Raw genomic sequence first — 17523 nt, 5'->3', positions numbered from 1 at the left:
CGCAAAAAAATTAAGGGGCCGGCTGGTCTGTCAGGCCCGGCTCACCGATCTTCCGCTCTGTGGCCAGGTACACGTCAGCGACGACCAGCGCATCTATGAGCATGATGAAAAAGAGCACCCAGGGCATCGTGATGAGAAAGATGGCCAGAATCTGGAGCAGCGAGCCTATGCCGTAAACCAGTACCAGAGTGACCAGGAAGCCAAGAGGGTTCGAGGCCAGCACTTTGATCACACGTACGGGATTAAGGGCGCTGATCAGGCTACCCTCTGCAGCGTAGATGGTCAGGGAAATGAAGAAGGTGAAAAACAGGACGTTGGCGACAATCGCGAACAGGGCGACGAACAGGAACATGAAGGCTATGAAGGCTATGAATCCGAAGCCTGTCGGGCTTGAAGGCAGGAATACGATGGGTGTGAAGAGAAGGGCGAACATCAGCCCAAAGCAGATCATGTACACTATGGCCATCACGAGGAAGGCGAAGGCATCGGACAGCAGCTTCACTGGCTCCCCAAAGAAACCTGGCATCCTTAGGCTGCCCGTACGCCTGTCTCGCAGGCAGCGGATGATGTAGCCCCCGGGCAGCGCCACGCAGACCGGTATAAGTACGAATAGCAGCCCGAACAGGGCGAGGAATAGGTATTCGTTACCTTCGAAGAGCTCCGCTGCGATGATGAGGAAGAAATACGCCACGAGTGGTGGTATGAAGAAGAGGCCGCCGATGAACAGCGAGAGAATGTTGGAAAGGCTGTACTTGAGAGTGACTTCAAGAGGAGTTGCGAAGATGGCCATCGAGAAGTATTATGGCTCAGACATATAAAAAGATAAGTTAGAGGTGGGAGGGATGTTAAATTTCCCCCATCTCACACCACTTGCCCTTGCCTTCCCACATCCGAAGGACGAACGGGTAAGGGATCTGATCTTTCAGCTTGCCGTAAATGGACTCACAGAGGTTCTCCACGCTGGGGAACTCCACGATCTCGTTCAGGCACCTGTGATCGTACTCGCTCAGCACTTTCCGCAGGACTGTCTTCATGTCGTAGAAGTCCATGACCATGCCGGAGCCCTTCTTTTCTCCGCTGATGATAAACTCAACCTTGTAAGTGTGCCCGTGCATGCAGCCGCAGGTGGTGTGCCCGGGCAGGTAATGCGCGCTATCAATGTACTCAATAACACCTAATCTCATCTATAAACACCCCCACATTCTGTGGGTCTGTGGAATTACTCTGACATCCTCAACTACGTCCATGGCAGCCGTCTGCAGATCCAGGACGAACTTCGGCGATACCTGGCCGACAGGGCCGACAGGGGTTACCGGCTGCAGCACCAGCGCTGAAATGGTCCCCTTGATCTGGTCAAGCGCGTGCATCAGGTCCTCTTTTTCCAGGTCCGGGGTAACGATGATCTTGCAGAAGCAGTCCCGGAAGCTGGTTCTCCTGAGGATACTGAAAGACCTGGCCGTGGCGTTGAAGTACTTCTCGTACTGGTTTTTGAAATCGCAGTGGGCTTTCAGCTTGAAGTCGCCCGAGACGATCTTGACTACGTCCTTGACATCCTTCGCGCCTTCGGGAAGAGTCATGTTAGTCTCAAGGTACAGGGGATACTTGGCTCCTTTGAGCTCCTTGATGAAGCTGCCATAAAGGAGAGGTTCCCCACCGGTCAGCGAGATCGAGTGGATCTTCGGGTCCCGCTCCGCGATGGTCAGCAAGCGGCCCGGAGTAATGGGGTTTTCTTCTTCAGCGAAGTCTCCCGAGCCGGGAGTCTTCTCGACCATGCACTTCTTGTTGCTGTCCCAGTCCTTCGCAGTATCGCAGTACAGGCATTCCAGGTTACACTTCGGGAACCGGACGAACGCCTGGCGGTAACCAACGTAAGGGCCTTCACCCTGCACGCTGACGAAGATTTCCCTCACCGGCGCCTTCACGAAAACGCCCCCAGAGGCCGGGACTTACGCATATCCCGCTGGATATCATCATGTTCTGCAGCGTACCGGCTGCCGATCTCAGCCATCAGCTCCTCGGGATCTGTGACACCTGCCTTTTCGAGGCTGCCCCACTCCTCGCACCGGACGTTGATGCCGAAGTGGATCTTCATGCTGACCGCGCTTGCCGAGGCTATGGAGATAGACGCCTTCTCACCGCCGAAGTACAGGTCATCGCCCGACCTCGTCGCGAACACTTTCCTGTCACGCAGCGCTTCTCCTGCGATGCAGGACAGCAGCCTCTGGCGGGTATAGGCCAGGGCTATGGACGTAGAGTCGAAGTGCTCCACGATGAAGTGGATCATGTCCGGGGAGGAAATCTTTTCGTCGTTCAGCTTGTCCTCCAGGTCGATCATGTGGCCGGGGGTCACGTCGCATGGGCCCCTGAAGCACACGATGCTGTCTTCCTGTGCTTTGTACACTGTGTAAGCCCACAGCGAGCTTATCTGGCTGCCGTCGTACTCGATGGGGCGATCGGCAATAATACACTTCATGGTTAAACGCCTCCCAGAGAAGGATCGGGCACTCCGGCCCGCTTGAAGGCCCTGGCCCGCCTCATACAACTCTCGCATTTGCCGCAGGGCTTCTCCCCTGCGAAATAGCAGCTCCAGCTTAAATCCAGCGGAGCTTCAATCCTGACACCTTCCCGGATGATCTCCTCCTTGTCGAAGTGAATCACCGGAGCTACTACCTGCACCTGCTTCTCGCAGGAGAGGGCCAAACTCTTGTTGACCGCGTCCACGTATGCCGGGGTATTGTCCGGGAAGGTAGCGCCCTCTTCCGCGTTGAAGCCGCAGACGATCCGGTTATACCCGTAAGCATCCCCGAACGCTGCGGCGATGTTGATGAACGCGCCGTTACGATTGGGAACCCATACCAGGTGGGCGGTCTCCAGTGCCCTGCCCTTGATCTCGTCCAGCTCTGCCTCCGTCGGCTCAGGCACCTCAGCCTGCCGGCTGACCAGCGCAGTTCTCGTAATCTGTTTAAGCCACGGGAGCTCGATCACTTCGTGCCTGACGTGGTACCTGGCACAGATTTGCCTCGCCATCTCAATCTCCTTAGAAGCGGCCCGCTGGCCGTAATCAAAGGTGATGGCGAGAGCGACGCCATGCTCGTCGTGCTCTTTCTTGAACGCTACGACAGAGTCCAGGCCACTGGATAACAAAGCGATAGACTTCAGTTCTTAGCCCCCTTTTTGCGGCCCCGCCGCTCGTCGATCTCGTCCAGCGCATCCAGCAGCCGCCTGATGGCAGCCCGGACGGCGTCCGACTGGCTGACGTACTTTTTGTCCTCGCCCACGTGAGCCATCAGATCGTCTAAAAGCTCCTGCGGGATGTCTACGGAAATCTTAGGCATGATATTACCCGGGTGGTACTCCAGTAATACTACAGTATTATTTATACTCTTCGTCCAGTGATAGATTAGCGTTCCAGAAATAAAAAGGATGAGCGCGTATTAATGCACGGTTTCCCGGAGTCCGGAGAGTAAGAGGCCACCCTGACGGGGTGTCAGGAGAAAGGCTTTATGTTCCCGGGCTCAGGGAAGTAGCATGGGGTACAAGGTGGGCTCGATAGCAATAGCCACACTTTCGTTAGCTGCAGTGCTGATAGCGGCCAACTTCTGCTACGGACTGATTCATGAGAGCGCTCACGCTGTCGCAGTCAAAGCGCTGGGAGGCGAGGTCTTCGCGCTCTACGTCAATCCGATCGGGCTGGACGCGTACATGGAGCATTCGCCCGTTGCCGGCACCGGATATATCGCGCTGGAACTGGCCGGACTATGTGCTACGACAGTTGCCGCAGTAATCATTGCCATGGCAGGAAAAGAAGCAGTGCCCGCATTTTTCGCCCTGCGAACAACTATCTACTCGATGAACTACTCGCCGGGCACAGATATGGCAAACTTGCAGGCGGCCCTCGGAAGCGACGCGTTCCTGATCTCGATCGTGCTGGTGACCGTCAACGCCCTCGCACTGGCCATTGCACTCAGGGGGCGCTACGCGCCACTCACAGGTCTTTTCTCATCTTTATGGCGTGGATCCCCTCAGCGTAATAGTGGGGAATAATGTGCTTATTTTCGAAGCCTAGCTTGTGATAAAGAGCAATGGCGCAGTCGTTGTCTTCCCGGACCTCTAAAAAACATTTTTCGCAGCCGGAAGCCTTGAACCGCTCCAGCAGCGCCCTGGTCAGCTCGGTGCCGGTGCCTTTGCCCCTGAAACCCGTGTCCACGTCCAGGGTATAAATCCGGCCGTAGGTGCCGTATCTGTTCCGGTTGATGATGCCGATGATGAAGCCCGCGAACTTGCCATCGATCTCCGCTGCCAGAGATATCCCGGTCGGCGTCGTCACCAGGTACCTCAGCTGAAACTTGGAAAATGCTTCTATGTCGAAACACATGCGCTCAAGGCGCTGCATTTCGGCCAGATCTTTCAGGCCCGCTTCCCGAATTTTGACTGAAGAGGACCTGGTATTCTGCTGCATAAAATCACTTGACGTAATGAAGCATAGCGGTTCCATTAGAAAATAGTTTCCGGTGAACGCAAAGTTTAATGAACCTCAAGCATCTATAATGGTCACACAATCGCAGACATGTCTTACTGAGGGAATCCGATGATAAAGAAGCTTTCCAGCCTGGGCTCGCTTGAGGAGGTCTTTAAGCGCAGGACCAGCATCGAGTCGGCCATGGAGTCGGCGAAGAGGATAGTCGACGACGTGAAAGTCAACGGCGATACAGCCGTCAGAAAGTACACGAAGCAGTTCGACGGCGTCGACCTCGACTCCTTTGCTCTTACCGAAGCAGAGATCGACAGCGCCTTCGAGCTCATCGACTATGAGACGCTGGAGCACCTCCAGCATGCCCTCGACAACATCGAGACATTCCACTCGCTGCAGATGCCCCAGTCGGACATGTGGCTCACCGAAGTCAGCCCCGGCATCCGCCTCGGGCAGAAATATACGGCACTGGCCAGCGCCGGAGCCTACGTGCCCGGCGGCACCGGGTCTTACCCGTCTTCCGCCCTCATGCTCATCATCCCGGCCAAGGTCGCAGGTGTGCCGGAAGTCGTCGCCTGCACCCCGCCGAGGAAGGATGGCACAATACACCCGCTGACAATCACCGCAATCGCCATGGCAGGCGCTGACGAGATCTACCGGGTGGGCGGAGTACAGGCAATTGCCGCGATGGCCTTCGGTACCGAGAGCGTCCGCAAGGTGGACAAGATCGTCGGCCCGGGCAACGCCTACGTGACAGCGGCGAAGATGTACGTGAGGGGAGCCGCAGAGATCGACATGCCTGCAGGGCCGAGCGAGATCGTCGTTATCGCCGACGAGACCGGCAACCCGGTGCTGATCGCTTCGGACATGATCGCCCAGATGGAGCACGACGTGAACTCCCTGGCAGTATTGATCACGCCGTCAGAGGCGCTGGCGAAAGCCGTGGACTCGGAGATAAAGCTGCAGACTTCGAGCGCCCTGAGGAAGCAGATCATCGAGAAAGCCGGCTACGTCATTTATGTCACCGATGATCTTGTGGCGGCGGCAGCCGCCTGCAACGAGATCGCCCCTGAGCACGTCGAGATCATGGTCGCAAACCCAATGCCCGTGTTGAACGGAGTAAGGAACGCCGGCACAATCTACGTCGGGGAATACGCCCCGGTGGCTGCGGGCGATTACGCCAGCGGAGCCAACCACGTGCTGCCGACCGGCGGGTACGCGAAGACCTTCTCGGGCATGAACGTGATGCAGTTCCTCAAGACTACCAGCGTTCAGTACATTGAGAAGGAGGGCCTGGAGAACATCCGGGATATAATCGTCGCCCTCGCGAACATTGAGGGCTTTGACGCTCACGCAAAATCAGTCATGAAGAGGTTTAGCTAGAGGTTATCACATGAAGAGGACGCATTATTCCAAGGACATCACGCCGGAGATGAACGGCGACGCCGTCATCGTGAGCGGGTGGGTTCACGAGATCAGGGACTTCGGTGGCCTGGCCTTCCTGATTTTAAGAGACAGGGCTGGCCTGGTACAGGTCACCATGCCCAAGAAGAAGGTGCCCAAAGAGATCATCGACACGGTCAAGGGCTTGAGCAGGGAATCCGTAGTATCCATAGGCGGCACAGTCAAGGCAGAGGCCAAGGCACCCAACGGCTACGAGCTGATACCCACGGAAATCGAGGTACTCTCGATCGCCGAGACCCCTCTGCCTCTGGACCCGACGGGCAAAGTGCCTGCCGAGCTGGACACCAGGCTCGACGCCAGATTCATGGACATCCGCAGCCCCGAAGTAACGGCGATATTCACCATCAGGGCTCATATGATCAAGGCCGTCAGGGACTTCCTGTCCGCTAACGGCTGCCTGGAGATCGCCACGCCCAAGATCGTCGCCACTGCCACCGAGGGCGGCACGGCGCTGTTCCCGATCTCTTATTTCGACAGGGAGGCTTTCCTGAACCAGAGCCCGCAGCTCTACAAGCAGATGATGATGGCCGCCGGCATGGACCGGGTGTACGAGATCGGCCCCATCTTCAGGGCAGAGGAGCACGCGACCAGGAAGCACCTGAACGAAGCCACGTCCATCGATGTGGAGCTCTCGTTCGCCACGCATGAGGACGCCATGATCCTGCTGGAGAACACCATCGCCTACGTGTACAACTATGTAAAGGAGCACTGCGCCAGCCAGCTTAAAGTGTTAAACATCGACCTACAGGTGCCAAAGACACCATTCAGGCGGGTGCCGTACACCGAGGCCGTCGAAATCGCGAAGACCAGCCCGGAGTGCGCCCACTTAGAGCTGGGCGACGACCTGGATACTGCAGCAGAGCACGTGATCGGCGAGACCATCGGCGAACACTACTTCATCGTGGACTGGCCGACCAACATCAGGGCATTCTACTCCCAGGCCTACGACGATAGGCCGGAAGTCTGCAAGGCCTTTGACCTCATGCACCCGCGCATGGAATTGTCGTCGGGCGCCCAGCGTGAGCACCGGGTCGACAAACTGATAAAGAACTTAGAGGACCGGGACCTGAACCCGGACAGCTTCAAGTTCTACCTGGACTCCTTCAGGTACGGCATGCCCCCACACGCAGGCTGGGGCCTGGGTGCAGAACGTCTGCTCCAGACGATGCTCAACCTGAACAACGTCAGGGAAGCAGTCCTGTTCCCGAGAGACAGGGTCAGGATCACCCCCTGATCCCCTTTTTCACTTTTCTATTTCAGCTTGCAAAACGAACGCTGCGCTGTGCTATTCCTGATTGCTAACGTGTGGTGAGACTGCAAAACAAACGCTGCGCTGTGCTATTCCTCACAGATTCCACGGATTACGACAGAATCCACAGATTCCTACTCGATAGCACAGATGACGCAGAATCTGATGATTCTGACGGATTTCACAGATAAACAAAAAATAATCTGATTAAGTACTCTTATGATTGCTATCATTGATCTAATAGTATTAGCGTATTTCTTCTGTGATATCGAGTAGTAATCTGTGGATTCAGCAGAGAAATCTGTGGAATCAATCAGAATCTGTGGCATCTGTGAGGATTAGCACAGCGCAGCGTTCGTCTTGCTATCTCGGGAGCCAGTGCAATCACGCGGGGCACAGCGCAGCGTTCGTCATCCTTCACTAGAGTATACGCAAGAGCTATACACCATACAATTTGATCGGGCATCAGTTAAAAAAGTTTCAGTAACGACTGTATATGAAACACTGCAAGATAATTCTATAATAAGAACTTCTTCCGGACCGTCGATGCATCCCACCGGTTCCCGTGGCCGGGATAGATGTACCTGGATCCGCTATCCAGCACCTTTTTGAGCCCGGCACCGATCAGCTCCGGGGATTCGGCGAAGGGTGGCATCCCCGGCCTGTTTTTGAATACCAGCGCCGCAAGATTGTCGCCGACAGCGCAGCTACCGTCGGATGCGAGCACGGCAAGCGATCCTATAGTGTGGCCCGGCATAGTGAGGACTCTGGCATCTATACCATAAGAGCTCAAGTCCATATCCTCTTTGACGATTACGTCGACCTTGCAGGGGGTCACCTTTGCCCCGGTGAAGAGCCCGATCATCCTCCCGGCCAGGCTGATAGGCACGACTGGGGCACTTTCACCCTTCTCGATATAGCTGGCGTCGGGCCAGCCGGCCATAACCGGAACGTGGAGAGCATCTTTCAGGGCGCTCAGGCTGCCGTAGTGATCGCCGTGGCCGTGGGTGAGGATGATGAGCTTTACCTGATCCCTTGCGATGCCATCAGCCTCCAGCGCGGCAAAGATCTTTTTCTCGTGCCCCGGCAGGCCGGCATCGATGATGGCTACAGCTTTGTCGTCTTTCAGAAGGTATGCATTTGTGAAGCTGTTTCCGGTGGACAGGATGGTGGAGGCCATGCGGGAAAATTATCAGTCAAAGTTATATAAAGATATTCTGAGCAATCGCCTAATTAAAAATGGATTTTCAGGTAGAGGCTATGAAAAATTGAAAGTTGGCCCGGTATAGGTCGAAAATACCGCCAAGTCCGCCAAGGTGCCAAGTACGCCAAGATAACAATTTTTCATGGAACGCCAAACTATAATTAGTGATCGGCGTGGTTCCGATAGAAAAAGTCCCTGGCACCCAATGAAAAAATTAGCTCTTGGCGAGCTTGGCCTCTTGGCGGACTTGGCGGTATTTTCGACTCATACCAATGAAAATTTTTCATGCAACTGATCCGCCGCAGGAGTCGGTATCGCTGTAATCAGCCACTGTCAGTGCCTCAGAGTATGCCTGTACCACAGCCGGTCGAAAATTATGCCGCCCCGGTAGTCTATCCTGTATATGCGATGGTACGGGATTACAGCGCCGGACTCCAGCTCCAGACCGAAGGCCCCTATTTCCTTGATCTCGTCACCGTTCACCGTAGCCGAGTCCCCGGGGCTGCCCCGGCTCACATAGTAGATGGTTGCATCTGAGAGGCTTTCGCCGGCCTTCCATTTGAGCCTGTTCAATACATCCCGCGGGCTTACATGCATCATCTATAAGATATGATGAAAGGACAGATTATAATTTAGTCCGGGAAGCCCCGGGAATTTCCTGTGCTTCTGCGTGCAGGTAAAACTTTAATATTTGAATATTGATCATCCAGCTATGCGCCTCCTCGAAGATGTCAAGACTATCTTCCGCAAGGACTGGAAACTGTTCCTGATCATCAATGCCATATACTTTGGCGCCATTCTCCTCGGAGCCCTGATCGCTCTCGCATACCCCGACCTGCAGATATCTTTGATAGCGGCTACCAGCCAGACCTACGGCTCGGCAGGCCCGCTCTCCATAGTCGGAGACGCTTACCTTTCAGGCAATATCATCATAGCAGCAGCAATTACGTTCGTGGTTAACTTCTTCTTCGGGACCGTCGGCATGATCATCATACCCTCGCTGATCCTGCCATTTTGGGCACTGCTCTTCTGCGCTTACAGGGCTCTGCTATGGGGCATCATGCTGGTCGTGCCCGTTCCAGGCATTATGCCGCTGAGCGTTCTGGCACCCCACTACCTGACGCTCCTGCTGGAAGGGGAGGCCTACGTCGTAGCGATGTTTGCCTGCACCAGAGGGCTGATTGCGCTGCTGAAGCCGCAGTCGTTCGGAACCGATTCCCGGCTGCAGGCATACAAGAAGGCGATCATAGACATCGGCAAGCTGCTGATCGTGGTGGCGTTGCTGCTCGGCGTAGCGGCAGTCTATGAGGCGGCAGAAGTCATACTGGTGGCAGGCACCGCCGGCGGCGCCACTCAGGGTGGCCAGTTCGGTTTCTACGACGAGGAGTTCGGGGCTAATTCCAGCTACTCCAACTGGACACAGACAATCCCTGGCAACTCGTCAGCATGGACAAGCTTTGGCCTGAGCACCGGGAAGCTGACCAGGATGCACTTCGAGAGTTACGGTACTCCGATCGACGTCATGATCATGGATAAGAACAACTTCACCGCGTATAATTCTGGCACCGCAGGGTGGAGCGCCTACGTGACAAAGGAAGACGCCGTCAACGAAACCTTCGACTTCATCCCTCCGCACGATGACGTATACTGGATTGTCATGAATAACGACGGGCCGGAAGATGTGAAGATACGCATGCAGCTCAGGTATAAACTATAGGCGAGCCATATAGTTGTCAGCGTGGACGTGTTCGAGGAATCGCAAGCAAGGGCAGGGCCCGGTCACTATATACTGTAGAGTCCTGAGACCCGACGCAAACCTGCATTTCAGCCCGTGTTCATAAGTATAGCATGCCCACATTTTATCCCCGCTATTGCCGAAACCTCACCGGGGATAATGATGTGCAGTATAAGAATACGTCACCTTACAATTGCCGTGCTGGCGGCAATAGCCATCTTAAGCCTGGTCATGCCGGCTGCGGCGTTGAACCCTCAGCCTTTACCGCCGGGCGTATACGGTAATTACCAGCAGTACTACCAGACAAATCCCGCGTACTCTACGAATGTGATCGGGCAGCAGCCGGTCGGTTACACGGTACAGCCTCAGTTCTCGGCGCAGCCTCTGGTGTCCCAGTACCAGCCATACCAGTACGGATCTCTGCAGACATCGCCTTCGGACGTCATGCTGAATCCGCAGCCGCTGCCGCCGCGTGACCTGAGCCGGTATCCAGCGTATTATACCCAGTACCGGGCGCTTTAATAAATAAGGCCGGCTGTGCCGATTTCTTATTTCTTTTCAGCCATTACTTGATCTTTACGGGCGGTCCCGAGATGTAGATCGCAAACTCCTCGGCGGCTTCAACCCTGGTGCCCGGGGCGGTACCCCTGCTCAGCGAAATCCAGTAGCCTCTGGCATCGCTGTGGCCGTAGGCCTGGGTGACTCCGAACCAGGTCTTTAGGTCCGCTTTGACTGCTTCATAGTCGTCGGAAGTGTTCGCTACAAGTATTTCCGGGTAGTAGTACAGCTGGTTGTTTTTATAGTAGGCTATGATCCGGGATTCCAGGCCGACCGAGGTCGTCAGCGAGCACATGAGGACGCTGTAGTCCCTTGAATTGCCGCCGAGCGCCTGAGTCAGGGTGCTGGCTGGCAAGCCCTGGGAGGTCAGATCGTCAGTATAGTTCCACCGGGTATTCACAAACGTGTAGAGATCGTAGGCCTGCCTGATTTTGTTGGCCCCCGAGTTTGCGGCGATATGCTCGGCTGCAAAAGCGGACACTGCCGGACTATCTATGTTGATCAGGGGCTGAATCCGGAGCGCTTCTGTGGCTACGTTCTGAGGCTCGGAGACCGGTTCCGGGGCAGGCTCTGGCGTGGCCGTGACCTCAGGCTCTGCAGTGGGGAGGGGGGTGGGTTGCGGCACCGGTGTGGGCGCATAAAGCGAGGTGAGGCCATCGAATGCTTCAGGCTTTAGCACGTAGGCGCCGGCTATCGCTGCGATCAGGATGACGAGAATAAGCCCTATTGCGAGGGGGACCGTCATTGGTCGGGTTTTCCGGGGCTTACGTGCAAGAGGCTCAGCTTCAGGCGATTTCTCCTGCGCGCTAACAACAGGCTCGGCAGGGCTGGCCTTAACTTCGGGAGCGACAGGCTCCTGGCTCGGTTCAGGCTCAGTTATAGCGGGGGGTGCCGGCTCTTCTGGCGCGGGCTCTTCTGACGCAGGCTCTTTTGATGTAGGCTCTTCTTGCACAGGCACTTCTTGCACAAGCACTTCTGGCGCAGGGACTTCTTGCGCAGGCTCTTCTAACGCTGGCTCTTCTGCAACGACCTTTTCCTCTGTCCGGGGGACAAACACGTCTTCGGGCAGCTGCCTGCCGCTCCGGGGCGAGGCGTTGACCAGCCGGGAGATCTCTTTCTCCTCGTATGCGGGGTCGTTAGCCGGGATAGTCGGGAAATCCAGGTCAAGCTCGACATAGTACCGCACGGCCCCGCCTATCTCCGTAAGGACAGGATAGTATAGCCGTCCCTGCTCGTCCTTGAATATCTCCTTCTCGTTACAGTCTATGGCACCCTCGTAGAAGAACTCGCTGCCATCGCTGCCGACCAGCCGGAAGGCTTCAAGGCCGTTCTTCTTATACACTTTTGGCTCGAACAAGGTGTTACCCCGTAGTGGGTTCATATATCTCAGTCACCCTATTTTATCCTTGCCGTGCCCGGAATACCGATCTTAAAAAAAGGGCATGCTGCCCCTCCAAACTAAATTTCCAGCTTTTCCACCCTACACAGCGAGCCGGCGATGAAGATCACGATCCAGACGACCGTTGCAAGGATCGGCATTGCTATCTCGGCCGTCAACGGCGTACCGAGAGATACTGCTGTGGCTATGTCGACGAGCTTCCAGGGGGTGAAGTAGGCCGACTGGCTAAAGAACATCGGCACAAGGCCGCCAAGCATGAAGAAGCCGATCGCGGAGCCGAGGACCAGGCCCCGGGAAGTCGTAACTGTGCCGAGCAGGAGGAGCAGCGCCATGTAAAACATACATGCCAGCCAGATCAGCGCGAGGCCCCCGATGAAGGGCAGCAGGGCTATCGTGCTGCCATGGAAGAGAGAGATGACTGTGTAGGACAGCGCACCCTGCAGGAGTACCATGATCACGGTCATGCCGATCGTGCTGGCGATCAGCTTGGCGATGACGAACGCTTTTCTGGACAGTGGCTTTGACAGCAGCCATTCGATTGTGCCGGAATCTCGCTCTTTGATGATGGCGTCGTGGGTGAGAATGATGACTCCGAAGACCATGGCAAACCCGGCGATGCTGAAGAAGAGCTCTGAGCCGAGAACTGCCAGGCTGCCCATGTCCTGGATCTCAGTCTCGTCAGGCGGCGCCACGTGGGTCACGATATAGAGGGTGGCGGCCAGAAGGCCGGTGACGACGACGGTCCAGACGAACATCTGGATCAGCCATCTTTTGTCGCCCCACCAGAGGCGGTTTTCTTTCTTCAGCATGTTGGCCAGCCCAAGGGTCCAGCCTGAACCGGTTACCGGCTGCATTGTTTCAGGCATTGCACTTTTCCTCCTGCACAAATCTCATGAAAACGTCTTCCAGGTCGTATCGTTCCCTGCTGAACTCTTTGACAGCTATAGTTTCATCCCGCAACAGCAGGCGTAACAGTTGTCTTTCTGCCGCTTTCTCGTCCGTGATCGTCAGGTTCCACACAGAGTGCCCGTTGTCTGTCGTCGAGGTCACAGAGGAGATCCACGGCTGAGTGGTAAGAGTAGAACGGATGCCGGCTGGGTTGCCAGCCAGCACCAGCTTGTACACTACTCCTTCCCGGGCGGTGAGCAGGTCTTCGATCGGCGCCATGGCGATAAGCGTACCCTTGTTCAGGATGGCCACGGTATCGCTGACTCGCTGCACGTCGTCGAGGATGTGGGTGGAGTAGAAGATAGTAGTCCGGTTTTTCAGGCTACGCATGACCTCCAGAACATCCCTCCTGCCCATCGGGTCGAGCGATGCTGCAGGCTCGTCAAGGATGAGCAGGTCGGGATTGTTGATCTGCGCCTGCGCGATGCCCAGGCGCTGCAACTCGCCGCCGGAGAAGCCCTTGATCTTGCGATCGGCTTTATCATCCAGCCCGGTCATCCGCAGAGTTTCGTCGACGCGCCGCTCGACCAGTTCGGCAGGACCTTTGTAGAAAAAGCCCGCCGTGAACCTGAGAGTTTCCCTGGCAGTCATGTAGTCGTAATACCGGGGATTCTGGGGCAGGTAGCCGATTCGCCTGCGGATCTCCGCGCTATCCCGGGCGATGTCCAGCCCGAAGACGGTGCCGCTGCCAGCAGTAGGCTTGATCAGCCCGAGCAGCAGCTTGATGGTCGTACTTTTGCCAGCGCCGTTAGGCCCGAGGAAGCCGAAGATCGAGTTCCTGGGCACCTTTAGATCCAGTGACTTCAACACTGGCCTGCCGTTGTAAGATTTTGTGAGGCCCCTCGTGCAGATCACGAGGTCTTTGTCCGAATTCATGTAAGTCGCTCCCTTATGAGTGTTATGGATTTCGATATATGAACAATCAATAGGTATTGTTAATCTATATGCATATAGTTTGATTATGTACCTATTGTACATAGGTACATAGCAGCAATCAGTATATAAAAGTTTTCAGGGGGTCAAGTGACAATGAAAAGAAACAGTGGAGATAGCGTTCGCTGGCAGAATGCAGAGGTTTAAGGAGGCGCTGGAGGTAAAAAGGTTAAAGGCTTGAAGCAGTCTGAAAAAGAAAAAAAGAAAACGGTTATTAGCTCACGTACATGTTCCCGTAAGGCCTCGACGATTTTGGCACCAGCTTGATGAACGGCTTGCTCATGACCTTGCCGTAGTCGAAATTGAAGTGCTGGCAGTACTCTCTGATCAGCGGCTCTAGCAAGGCGATGTCTGAAACGTCCAGTTCGACTTTTTTGACGTCCCTGGCGAGGTAGCGGTCCTCGATGTCGCCCCGGATGTAGATGGCGCCGCCGTGCATGCCTGAGCCTACGTAGTCGCCCGCAATCGGATTGCCGTCAGAGTCGTTCAGCCCCAGCAGGACCATGACACCACCGGCCATGTACTCGCCGAAGAAGTTGGAGGCGTTGCCGCCGATGACGATGTAGGGCACGTTGTCCTGGTAGGCTTTCATGTGGATGCCTACCCGGTATCCCACGTCGCCCTGGACAAAGATCTTGCCGCCCCTCATGGCATAGCCGATCACATCGCCGGCGTGGCCATGGATGATGACTTTACCCGAGTTCATGATGTTGCCGATGCTGTCCTGGCCGTTGCAGTGGACCTCGATCTCGGGGCCGTCCATGAAGGCGGCCATGTCATTGCCCGGAATGCCGTAGATGTCGATCTTGATATTGCCCCGCAGGCCATCGCCGATGAACTTCTGGCCGCAGACGTTCTCCAGGACCAGAGCTTTTTCGCCCTGCCCGGCGAGCTCGTGGATCCGCTCGTTCAGTTCCTTATAGTGCATCTCGTGTGCGTCTATTTTGACCATGTTATCTCCCCGCAGGCTTTATTCCAAGTATATTCAGCGTCTTTTCGTCCAGGCCGATGCCTCTGAGACGTTCTCTGCTGCCCCGGAGGCTCTCGATTGAATTCACTCCGAGAGCGCCGAGCACTTCCTCCATCTCATGGCCCCAGGCGTGGATCAGGTTAGTCAGGCGCTGCGCACCCTCCTCAGGGTCCAGCCGGGCCGTTAGTTTCGGGTTCTGGGTCGCTATGCCCCACGAGCACTTGCCCGTGTTGCACTTCTGGCAGACCCTGCAGCCCAGTGCCACCAGCGCCGACGTACCTATAACCACTGCGTCCGCGCCCAGCGCGATCGCCTTGATCATGTCGGCGCTCTGCCTGATGCCGCCGCCGCAGAGGATCGAGGCCTGGTTGCGGATGCCTTCCTGCCTCAGCCGGTCATCGACTGCCGCGATGGCCAGCTCAACCGGTATGCCGACGTTGTCCCTGATGATACGGGGTGCTGCGCCGGTGCCGCCCCGGAAGCCGTCGATTGTCACGAAGTCGGCTCCGGCACGGACGATGCCGCTGCAGATGGCGGCGATGTTGTGGACGGCCGCGACTTTGACACCTACAGGTTTTTTGTACCGTGAAGCCTCCTTCAGCGCGAAGATGAGCTGTCCGAGGTCCTCGATCGAATAGATGTCGTGGTGCGGGGCCGGAGACAGCGCGTCCGTACCCTTAGGGATCATCCGGGTACGGGAGATGTCTTCGCTGACCTTCTCGCCCGGCAGGTGCCCGCCGATGCCCGGCTTGGCCCCCTGGCCGATCTTGATCTCGATGGCAGCGCCGTCATTGAGGTACTCGGCGTGGACGCCGAATCTGCCGGAAGCGCACTGGACGATTACGCTGTTCCTGTGCTGGTATAGATCCTGGTGCAGCCCGCCTTCGCCGGTGTTCATAAGGATGCCTGTGCGCTCGGCCGCCAGCATCAGGGACTTGTGGACGTTGTAGCTGACCGAGCCGTATGACATGCCGCCGAACACTATCGGAAAGTCCAGCTTCAGGTTCTGGGCCATCTCAGTCCTGAGCCTGGGCAGGCCTGCCTCTCCGTCGAACTCGAGCCAGGCAGGCTTTCGGCCGATGTAGGTCCGAAGCTCCATCGGCTCCCTCAGCGGGTCGATGGGCGGGTTGGTGACCTGGCATGCGTCGATGAGCATGTGGTCCCATAAGATGGGATACGGCTGGTCGCAGCCCATAGCTGTAAGCAGGATGCCGCCGGTCTCCGCCTGCTTGAGGATGTTCTTCCTGTGCTGGGCGGAGAAGTTGGCGTTGTATTTGTAGGCCAGCGCATTATCCTCGATGCGGATGGCGTGCTTCGGACACATGGTAGCGCAGCGATGGCAGGCCACGCACTTTGCGTCATCCGCGATGATCTCGTGATATTCCTTGCTGTAGGTCAGCGCTTCGAAGCCGCACTCGTCCACGCACCGCTTGCACCGGGCGCACTTCCGGTCGTTGATGTTGACCGTGAACTCGGGAGGAACCTGTGTTGCCATTATACCTCCTCCTCAAGCAGGCCGATGACCGGCGTACCGGCCTTCGGCGCCCAGACCTTGTCCGGCTCGGGCTCGATGATCCTGATGCCGGCCTCTTCCGAGGACATGTACAGGAAGTCGTCCTTCTCCGCGGCAATCATGGGCCGCAGCTTGATGCGGTCGTTGAGGCCGATCACGCCGCCCTTGAACCCGACGAGGATGGAGAACGGGCCGTTCATGAGCGCTCCGCTGTAGACCATCCGTAATGCCGTGTATGCCTGCCTCTCGGCCTCGGGCATGGCGTCGATGTCCTTCCAGAACGGCGGTGCCAGGGCAGCCGTAGCGACACGGATGGGCAGCTTGTGCCTCCTTACTAATAAGTCGAATAAGTATGCGATGACCTCGGTGTCGGTCATGAGCTCCATCTTGTAGCCGAACATCTCGAGGTAGCGCTTGTTGATGCCGTACGAGGAGATTTCGCCGTTGTGCACGACCGACCAGTCGAGGAGCGCCATCGGGTGTGCGCCGCCCCACCAGCCCGGGGTGTTCGTCGGGAACCTGCCGTGGGCAGTCCAGAGGTAGGCGTTGTAGTCTTCGAGCTTGAAGTAGTGGGCGATATCTTCCGGATAGCCCACTCCCTTGAAGCCGCCCATGTTCTTGCCGCTGGATGAAATGTATGCGCCGGCGACGTTCGAGTTGACGTGCATGACATGCCGGACTACATGATCCTCCTCGTCCGCGCTGTCGTCAGCAAAATTCCTTTCGCCCACCCGGACGAAGTAGCGCCAGAGCAGCGGGGCTTTACCGATATTTGCGGTCTTGCGGGTAGGGATCTTCTCGTCTTTCTCCACGACAAAGTACTGTGTCAGGTAGTCCTCCAGCTGTTCTTTGGCTTCCTCGTCGTCGAGCATCACATGGAACGCGTAGTAATCCTTATACCTGGGATAGATACCGTATGCTGCGAAGCCTCCGCCCAGGCCGTTGGACCGGTCATGCATGAGGGCGATCGACTTGATGATCTTAGTACCGTCGATGCGCTTGCCTTTCCGGTTAAAGATGCCGGAGATGGCGCATCCCGAAGGTATGTGTCCGAGATCACTTTCCTGCTTTAGCATAAG

20 protein-coding genes are annotated in these 17523 nt (G+C 56.4%); 5 read left to right on the top strand and 15 right to left on the bottom strand.

Features of this window, described 5'->3' with window-relative positions; all coding sequences use genetic code 11:
* Positions 1 to 10 precede the first annotated feature (10 nt).
* The 6 genes from RCI_RS13165 to RCI_RS13140 are packed head-to-tail and all read right to left on the bottom strand — an operon-like array spanning position 11 to position 3335.
* The gene (locus RCI_RS13165; RefSeq protein WP_012036945.1) at positions 11 to 790 is read right to left on the bottom strand and encodes a DUF4013 domain-containing protein; all 780 of its coding nucleotides are present in this window, start codon (positions 788 to 790) and stop codon (positions 11 to 13) included.
* Between the two features lie 55 nt (positions 791 to 845).
* A complete protein-coding gene (locus RCI_RS13160; RefSeq protein WP_012036944.1) occupies positions 846 to 1184 on the bottom strand; it encodes a 6-pyruvoyl trahydropterin synthase family protein in 339 nt (112 codons plus the stop codon).
* Positions 1185 to 1922: a 7-carboxy-7-deazaguanine synthase QueE gene (locus RCI_RS13155; RefSeq protein WP_012036943.1), complete on the bottom strand. Its 738-nt coding sequence runs from the start codon at positions 1920 to 1922 to the stop codon at positions 1185 to 1187.
* Complete coding sequence (locus tag RCI_RS13150) at positions 1919 to 2473, bottom strand: DUF366 family protein (protein WP_012036942.1); 555 nt, start codon at positions 2471 to 2473, stop codon at positions 1919 to 1921. The genes RCI_RS13155 and RCI_RS13150 overlap by 4 nt, the downstream gene beginning before the upstream one ends.
* A gap of 2 nt (positions 2474 to 2475) precedes the next feature.
* Positions 2476 to 3144, bottom strand: coding sequence for a 7-cyano-7-deazaguanine synthase QueC (gene queC / locus RCI_RS13145; protein WP_012036941.1), 669 nt, complete (start codon positions 3142 to 3144; stop codon positions 2476 to 2478).
* An 11-nt stretch (positions 3145 to 3155) separates the two neighbouring features.
* Positions 3156 to 3335: a ribbon-helix-helix domain-containing protein gene (locus RCI_RS13140; RefSeq protein ID WP_012036940.1), complete on the bottom strand. Its 180-nt coding sequence runs from the start codon at positions 3333 to 3335 to the stop codon at positions 3156 to 3158.
* A gap of 193 nt (positions 3336 to 3528) precedes the next feature.
* Between RCI_RS13140 and RCI_RS16770 the strand changes: the two genes are divergently transcribed.
* Positions 3529 to 4044, top strand: coding sequence for a hypothetical protein (locus tag RCI_RS16770; RefSeq protein ID WP_012036939.1), 516 nt, complete (start codon positions 3529 to 3531; stop codon positions 4042 to 4044).
* Here RCI_RS16770 and RCI_RS13135 read toward each other — a convergent pair.
* Positions 3986 to 4459 (bottom strand): GNAT family N-acetyltransferase, encoded by a 474-nt coding sequence (locus RCI_RS13135; RefSeq protein WP_012036938.1) that lies wholly within the window; start codon positions 4457 to 4459, stop codon positions 3986 to 3988. The genes RCI_RS16770 and RCI_RS13135 overlap by 59 nt on opposite strands.
* A gap of 129 nt (positions 4460 to 4588) precedes the next feature.
* Here RCI_RS13135 and hisD point away from each other — a divergent pair, with 129 nt between their 5' ends.
* On the top strand, positions 4589 to 5854 hold the full coding sequence (gene hisD, locus RCI_RS13130) for a histidinol dehydrogenase (protein ID WP_012036937.1): 1266 nt from the start codon (positions 4589 to 4591) through the stop codon (positions 5852 to 5854).
* Positions 5855 to 5864: 10 nt separating this feature from the next.
* The gene (gene aspS / locus RCI_RS13125) at positions 5865 to 7169 is read left to right on the top strand and encodes an aspartate--tRNA(Asn) ligase (protein ID WP_012036936.1); all 1305 of its coding nucleotides are present in this window, start codon (positions 5865 to 5867) and stop codon (positions 7167 to 7169) included.
* 532 nt (positions 7170 to 7701) lie between these two features.
* Here the strand turns inward: aspS and RCI_RS13120 are convergent.
* Both RCI_RS13120 and RCI_RS13115 read right to left on the bottom strand, forming a co-directional pair.
* Positions 7702 to 8364 carry an MBL fold metallo-hydrolase gene (locus RCI_RS13120; RefSeq protein WP_012036935.1) on the bottom strand — a complete coding sequence of 221 codons (663 nt, stop codon included), beginning with the start codon at positions 8362 to 8364 and terminating at the stop codon, positions 7702 to 7704.
* A 357-nt stretch (positions 8365 to 8721) separates the two neighbouring features.
* Positions 8722 to 8988, bottom strand: a complete 267-nt coding sequence (locus RCI_RS13115) for a DUF504 domain-containing protein (protein ID WP_012036934.1) — start codon at positions 8986 to 8988, stop codon at positions 8722 to 8724.
* A 112-nt stretch (positions 8989 to 9100) separates the two neighbouring features.
* Here RCI_RS13115 and RCI_RS13110 point away from each other — a divergent pair, with 112 nt between their 5' ends.
* A complete protein-coding gene (locus tag RCI_RS13110) occupies positions 9101 to 10105 on the top strand; it encodes a stage II sporulation protein M (protein ID WP_048198621.1) in 1005 nt (334 codons plus the stop codon).
* Positions 10106 to 10282: 177 nt separating this feature from the next.
* Positions 10283 to 10645, top strand: coding sequence for a hypothetical protein (locus RCI_RS13105; protein ID WP_148266632.1), 363 nt, complete (start codon positions 10283 to 10285; stop codon positions 10643 to 10645).
* 43 nt (positions 10646 to 10688) lie between these two features.
* On the opposite strand, the gene RCI_RS13100 is transcribed toward RCI_RS13105, so the two are convergent.
* The 6 genes from RCI_RS13100 to RCI_RS13075 all read right to left on the bottom strand — a co-directional run bounded on the left by RCI_RS13100 (position 10689) and on the right by RCI_RS13075 (position 17520).
* Entirely contained in the window at positions 10689 to 12062 is a 1374-nt protein-coding gene (locus tag RCI_RS13100) for a transglutaminase domain-containing protein (RefSeq protein WP_012036931.1), read from the bottom strand.
* Positions 12063 to 12139: 77 nt separating this feature from the next.
* Positions 12140 to 12946: an ABC transporter permease gene (locus RCI_RS13095; protein ID WP_048198616.1), complete on the bottom strand. Its 807-nt coding sequence runs from the start codon at positions 12944 to 12946 to the stop codon at positions 12140 to 12142.
* Positions 12939 to 13904 carry an ABC transporter ATP-binding protein gene (locus tag RCI_RS13090; protein WP_012036929.1) on the bottom strand — a complete coding sequence of 322 codons (966 nt, stop codon included), beginning with the start codon at positions 13902 to 13904 and terminating at the stop codon, positions 12939 to 12941. Before RCI_RS13090 ends, RCI_RS13095 begins: the two co-directional genes overlap by 8 nt.
* Before the next feature lie 271 nt (positions 13905 to 14175).
* Entirely contained in the window at positions 14176 to 14913 is a 738-nt protein-coding gene (locus tag RCI_RS13085; RefSeq protein WP_012036928.1) for a GltB/FmdC/FwdC-like GXGXG domain-containing protein, read from the bottom strand.
* Between the two features lies 1 nt (position 14914).
* Positions 14915 to 16426, bottom strand: coding sequence for a glutamate synthase-related protein (locus tag RCI_RS13080; protein ID WP_012036927.1), 1512 nt, complete (start codon positions 16424 to 16426; stop codon positions 14915 to 14917).
* Positions 16426 to 17520, bottom strand: coding sequence for a class II glutamine amidotransferase (locus RCI_RS13075; protein WP_012036926.1), 1095 nt, complete (start codon positions 17518 to 17520; stop codon positions 16426 to 16428). Before RCI_RS13075 ends, RCI_RS13080 begins: the two co-directional genes overlap by 1 nt.
* Between the last annotated feature and the right edge of the window lie 3 nt (positions 17521 to 17523).

This window comes from Methanocella arvoryzae MRE50 (assembly GCF_000063445.1).
Taxonomy (GTDB): Archaea; Halobacteriota; Methanocellia; order Methanocellales; family Methanocellaceae; genus Methanocella_A; species Methanocella_A arvoryzae.
This window is presented reverse-complemented; position numbering and strand designations above follow the sequence as displayed.

What these genes read in the sequence shown, in the direction of transcription:
- RCI_RS13165 (WP_012036945.1), bottom strand. Translation starts at nt 790, where the DNA reads ATGGCCATCTTCGCAACTCCTCTTGAAGTCACTCTCAAGTACAGCCTT.
- RCI_RS13160 (WP_012036944.1), bottom strand. Translation starts at nt 1,184, where the DNA reads ATGAGATTAGGTGTTATTGAGTACATTGATAGCGCGCATTACCTGCCC.
- RCI_RS13150 (WP_012036942.1), bottom strand. Translation starts at nt 2,473, where the DNA reads ATGAAGTGTATTATTGCCGATCGCCCCATCGAGTACGACGGCAGCCAG.
- RCI_RS13140 (WP_012036940.1), bottom strand. Translation starts at nt 3,335, where the DNA reads ATGCCTAAGATTTCCGTAGACATCCCGCAGGAGCTTTTAGACGATCTG.
- RCI_RS16770 (WP_012036939.1), top strand. Translation starts at nt 3,529, where the DNA reads ATGGGGTACAAGGTGGGCTCGATAGCAATAGCCACACTTTCGTTAGCT.
- RCI_RS13135 (WP_012036938.1), bottom strand. Translation starts at nt 4,459, where the DNA reads ATGCAGCAGAATACCAGGTCCTCTTCAGTCAAAATTCGGGAAGCGGGC.
- hisD (WP_012036937.1), top strand. Translation starts at nt 4,589, where the DNA reads ATGATAAAGAAGCTTTCCAGCCTGGGCTCGCTTGAGGAGGTCTTTAAG.
- aspS (WP_012036936.1), top strand. Translation starts at nt 5,865, where the DNA reads ATGAAGAGGACGCATTATTCCAAGGACATCACGCCGGAGATGAACGGC.
- RCI_RS13120 (WP_012036935.1), bottom strand. Translation starts at nt 8,364, where the DNA reads ATGGCCTCCACCATCCTGTCCACCGGAAACAGCTTCACAAATGCATAC.
- RCI_RS13115 (WP_012036934.1), bottom strand. Translation starts at nt 8,988, where the DNA reads ATGATGCATGTAAGCCCGCGGGATGTATTGAACAGGCTCAAATGGAAG.
- RCI_RS13110 (WP_048198621.1), top strand. Translation starts at nt 9,101, where the DNA reads ATGCGCCTCCTCGAAGATGTCAAGACTATCTTCCGCAAGGACTGGAAA.
- RCI_RS13105 (WP_148266632.1), top strand. Translation starts at nt 10,283, where the DNA reads ATGATGTGCAGTATAAGAATACGTCACCTTACAATTGCCGTGCTGGCG.
- RCI_RS13100 (WP_012036931.1), bottom strand. Translation starts at nt 12,062, where the DNA reads ATGAACCCACTACGGGGTAACACCTTGTTCGAGCCAAAAGTGTATAAG.
- RCI_RS13095 (WP_048198616.1), bottom strand. Translation starts at nt 12,946, where the DNA reads ATGCCTGAAACAATGCAGCCGGTAACCGGTTCAGGCTGGACCCTTGGG.
- RCI_RS13090 (WP_012036929.1), bottom strand. Translation starts at nt 13,904, where the DNA reads ATGAATTCGGACAAAGACCTCGTGATCTGCACGAGGGGCCTCACAAAA.
- RCI_RS13085 (WP_012036928.1), bottom strand. Translation starts at nt 14,913, where the DNA reads ATGGTCAAAATAGACGCACACGAGATGCACTATAAGGAACTGAACGAG.
- RCI_RS13080 (WP_012036927.1), bottom strand. Translation starts at nt 16,426, where the DNA reads ATGGCAACACAGGTTCCTCCCGAGTTCACGGTCAACATCAACGACCGG.
- RCI_RS13075 (WP_012036926.1), bottom strand. Translation starts at nt 17,520, where the DNA reads ATGCTAAAGCAGGAAAGTGATCTCGGACACATACCTTCGGGATGCGCC.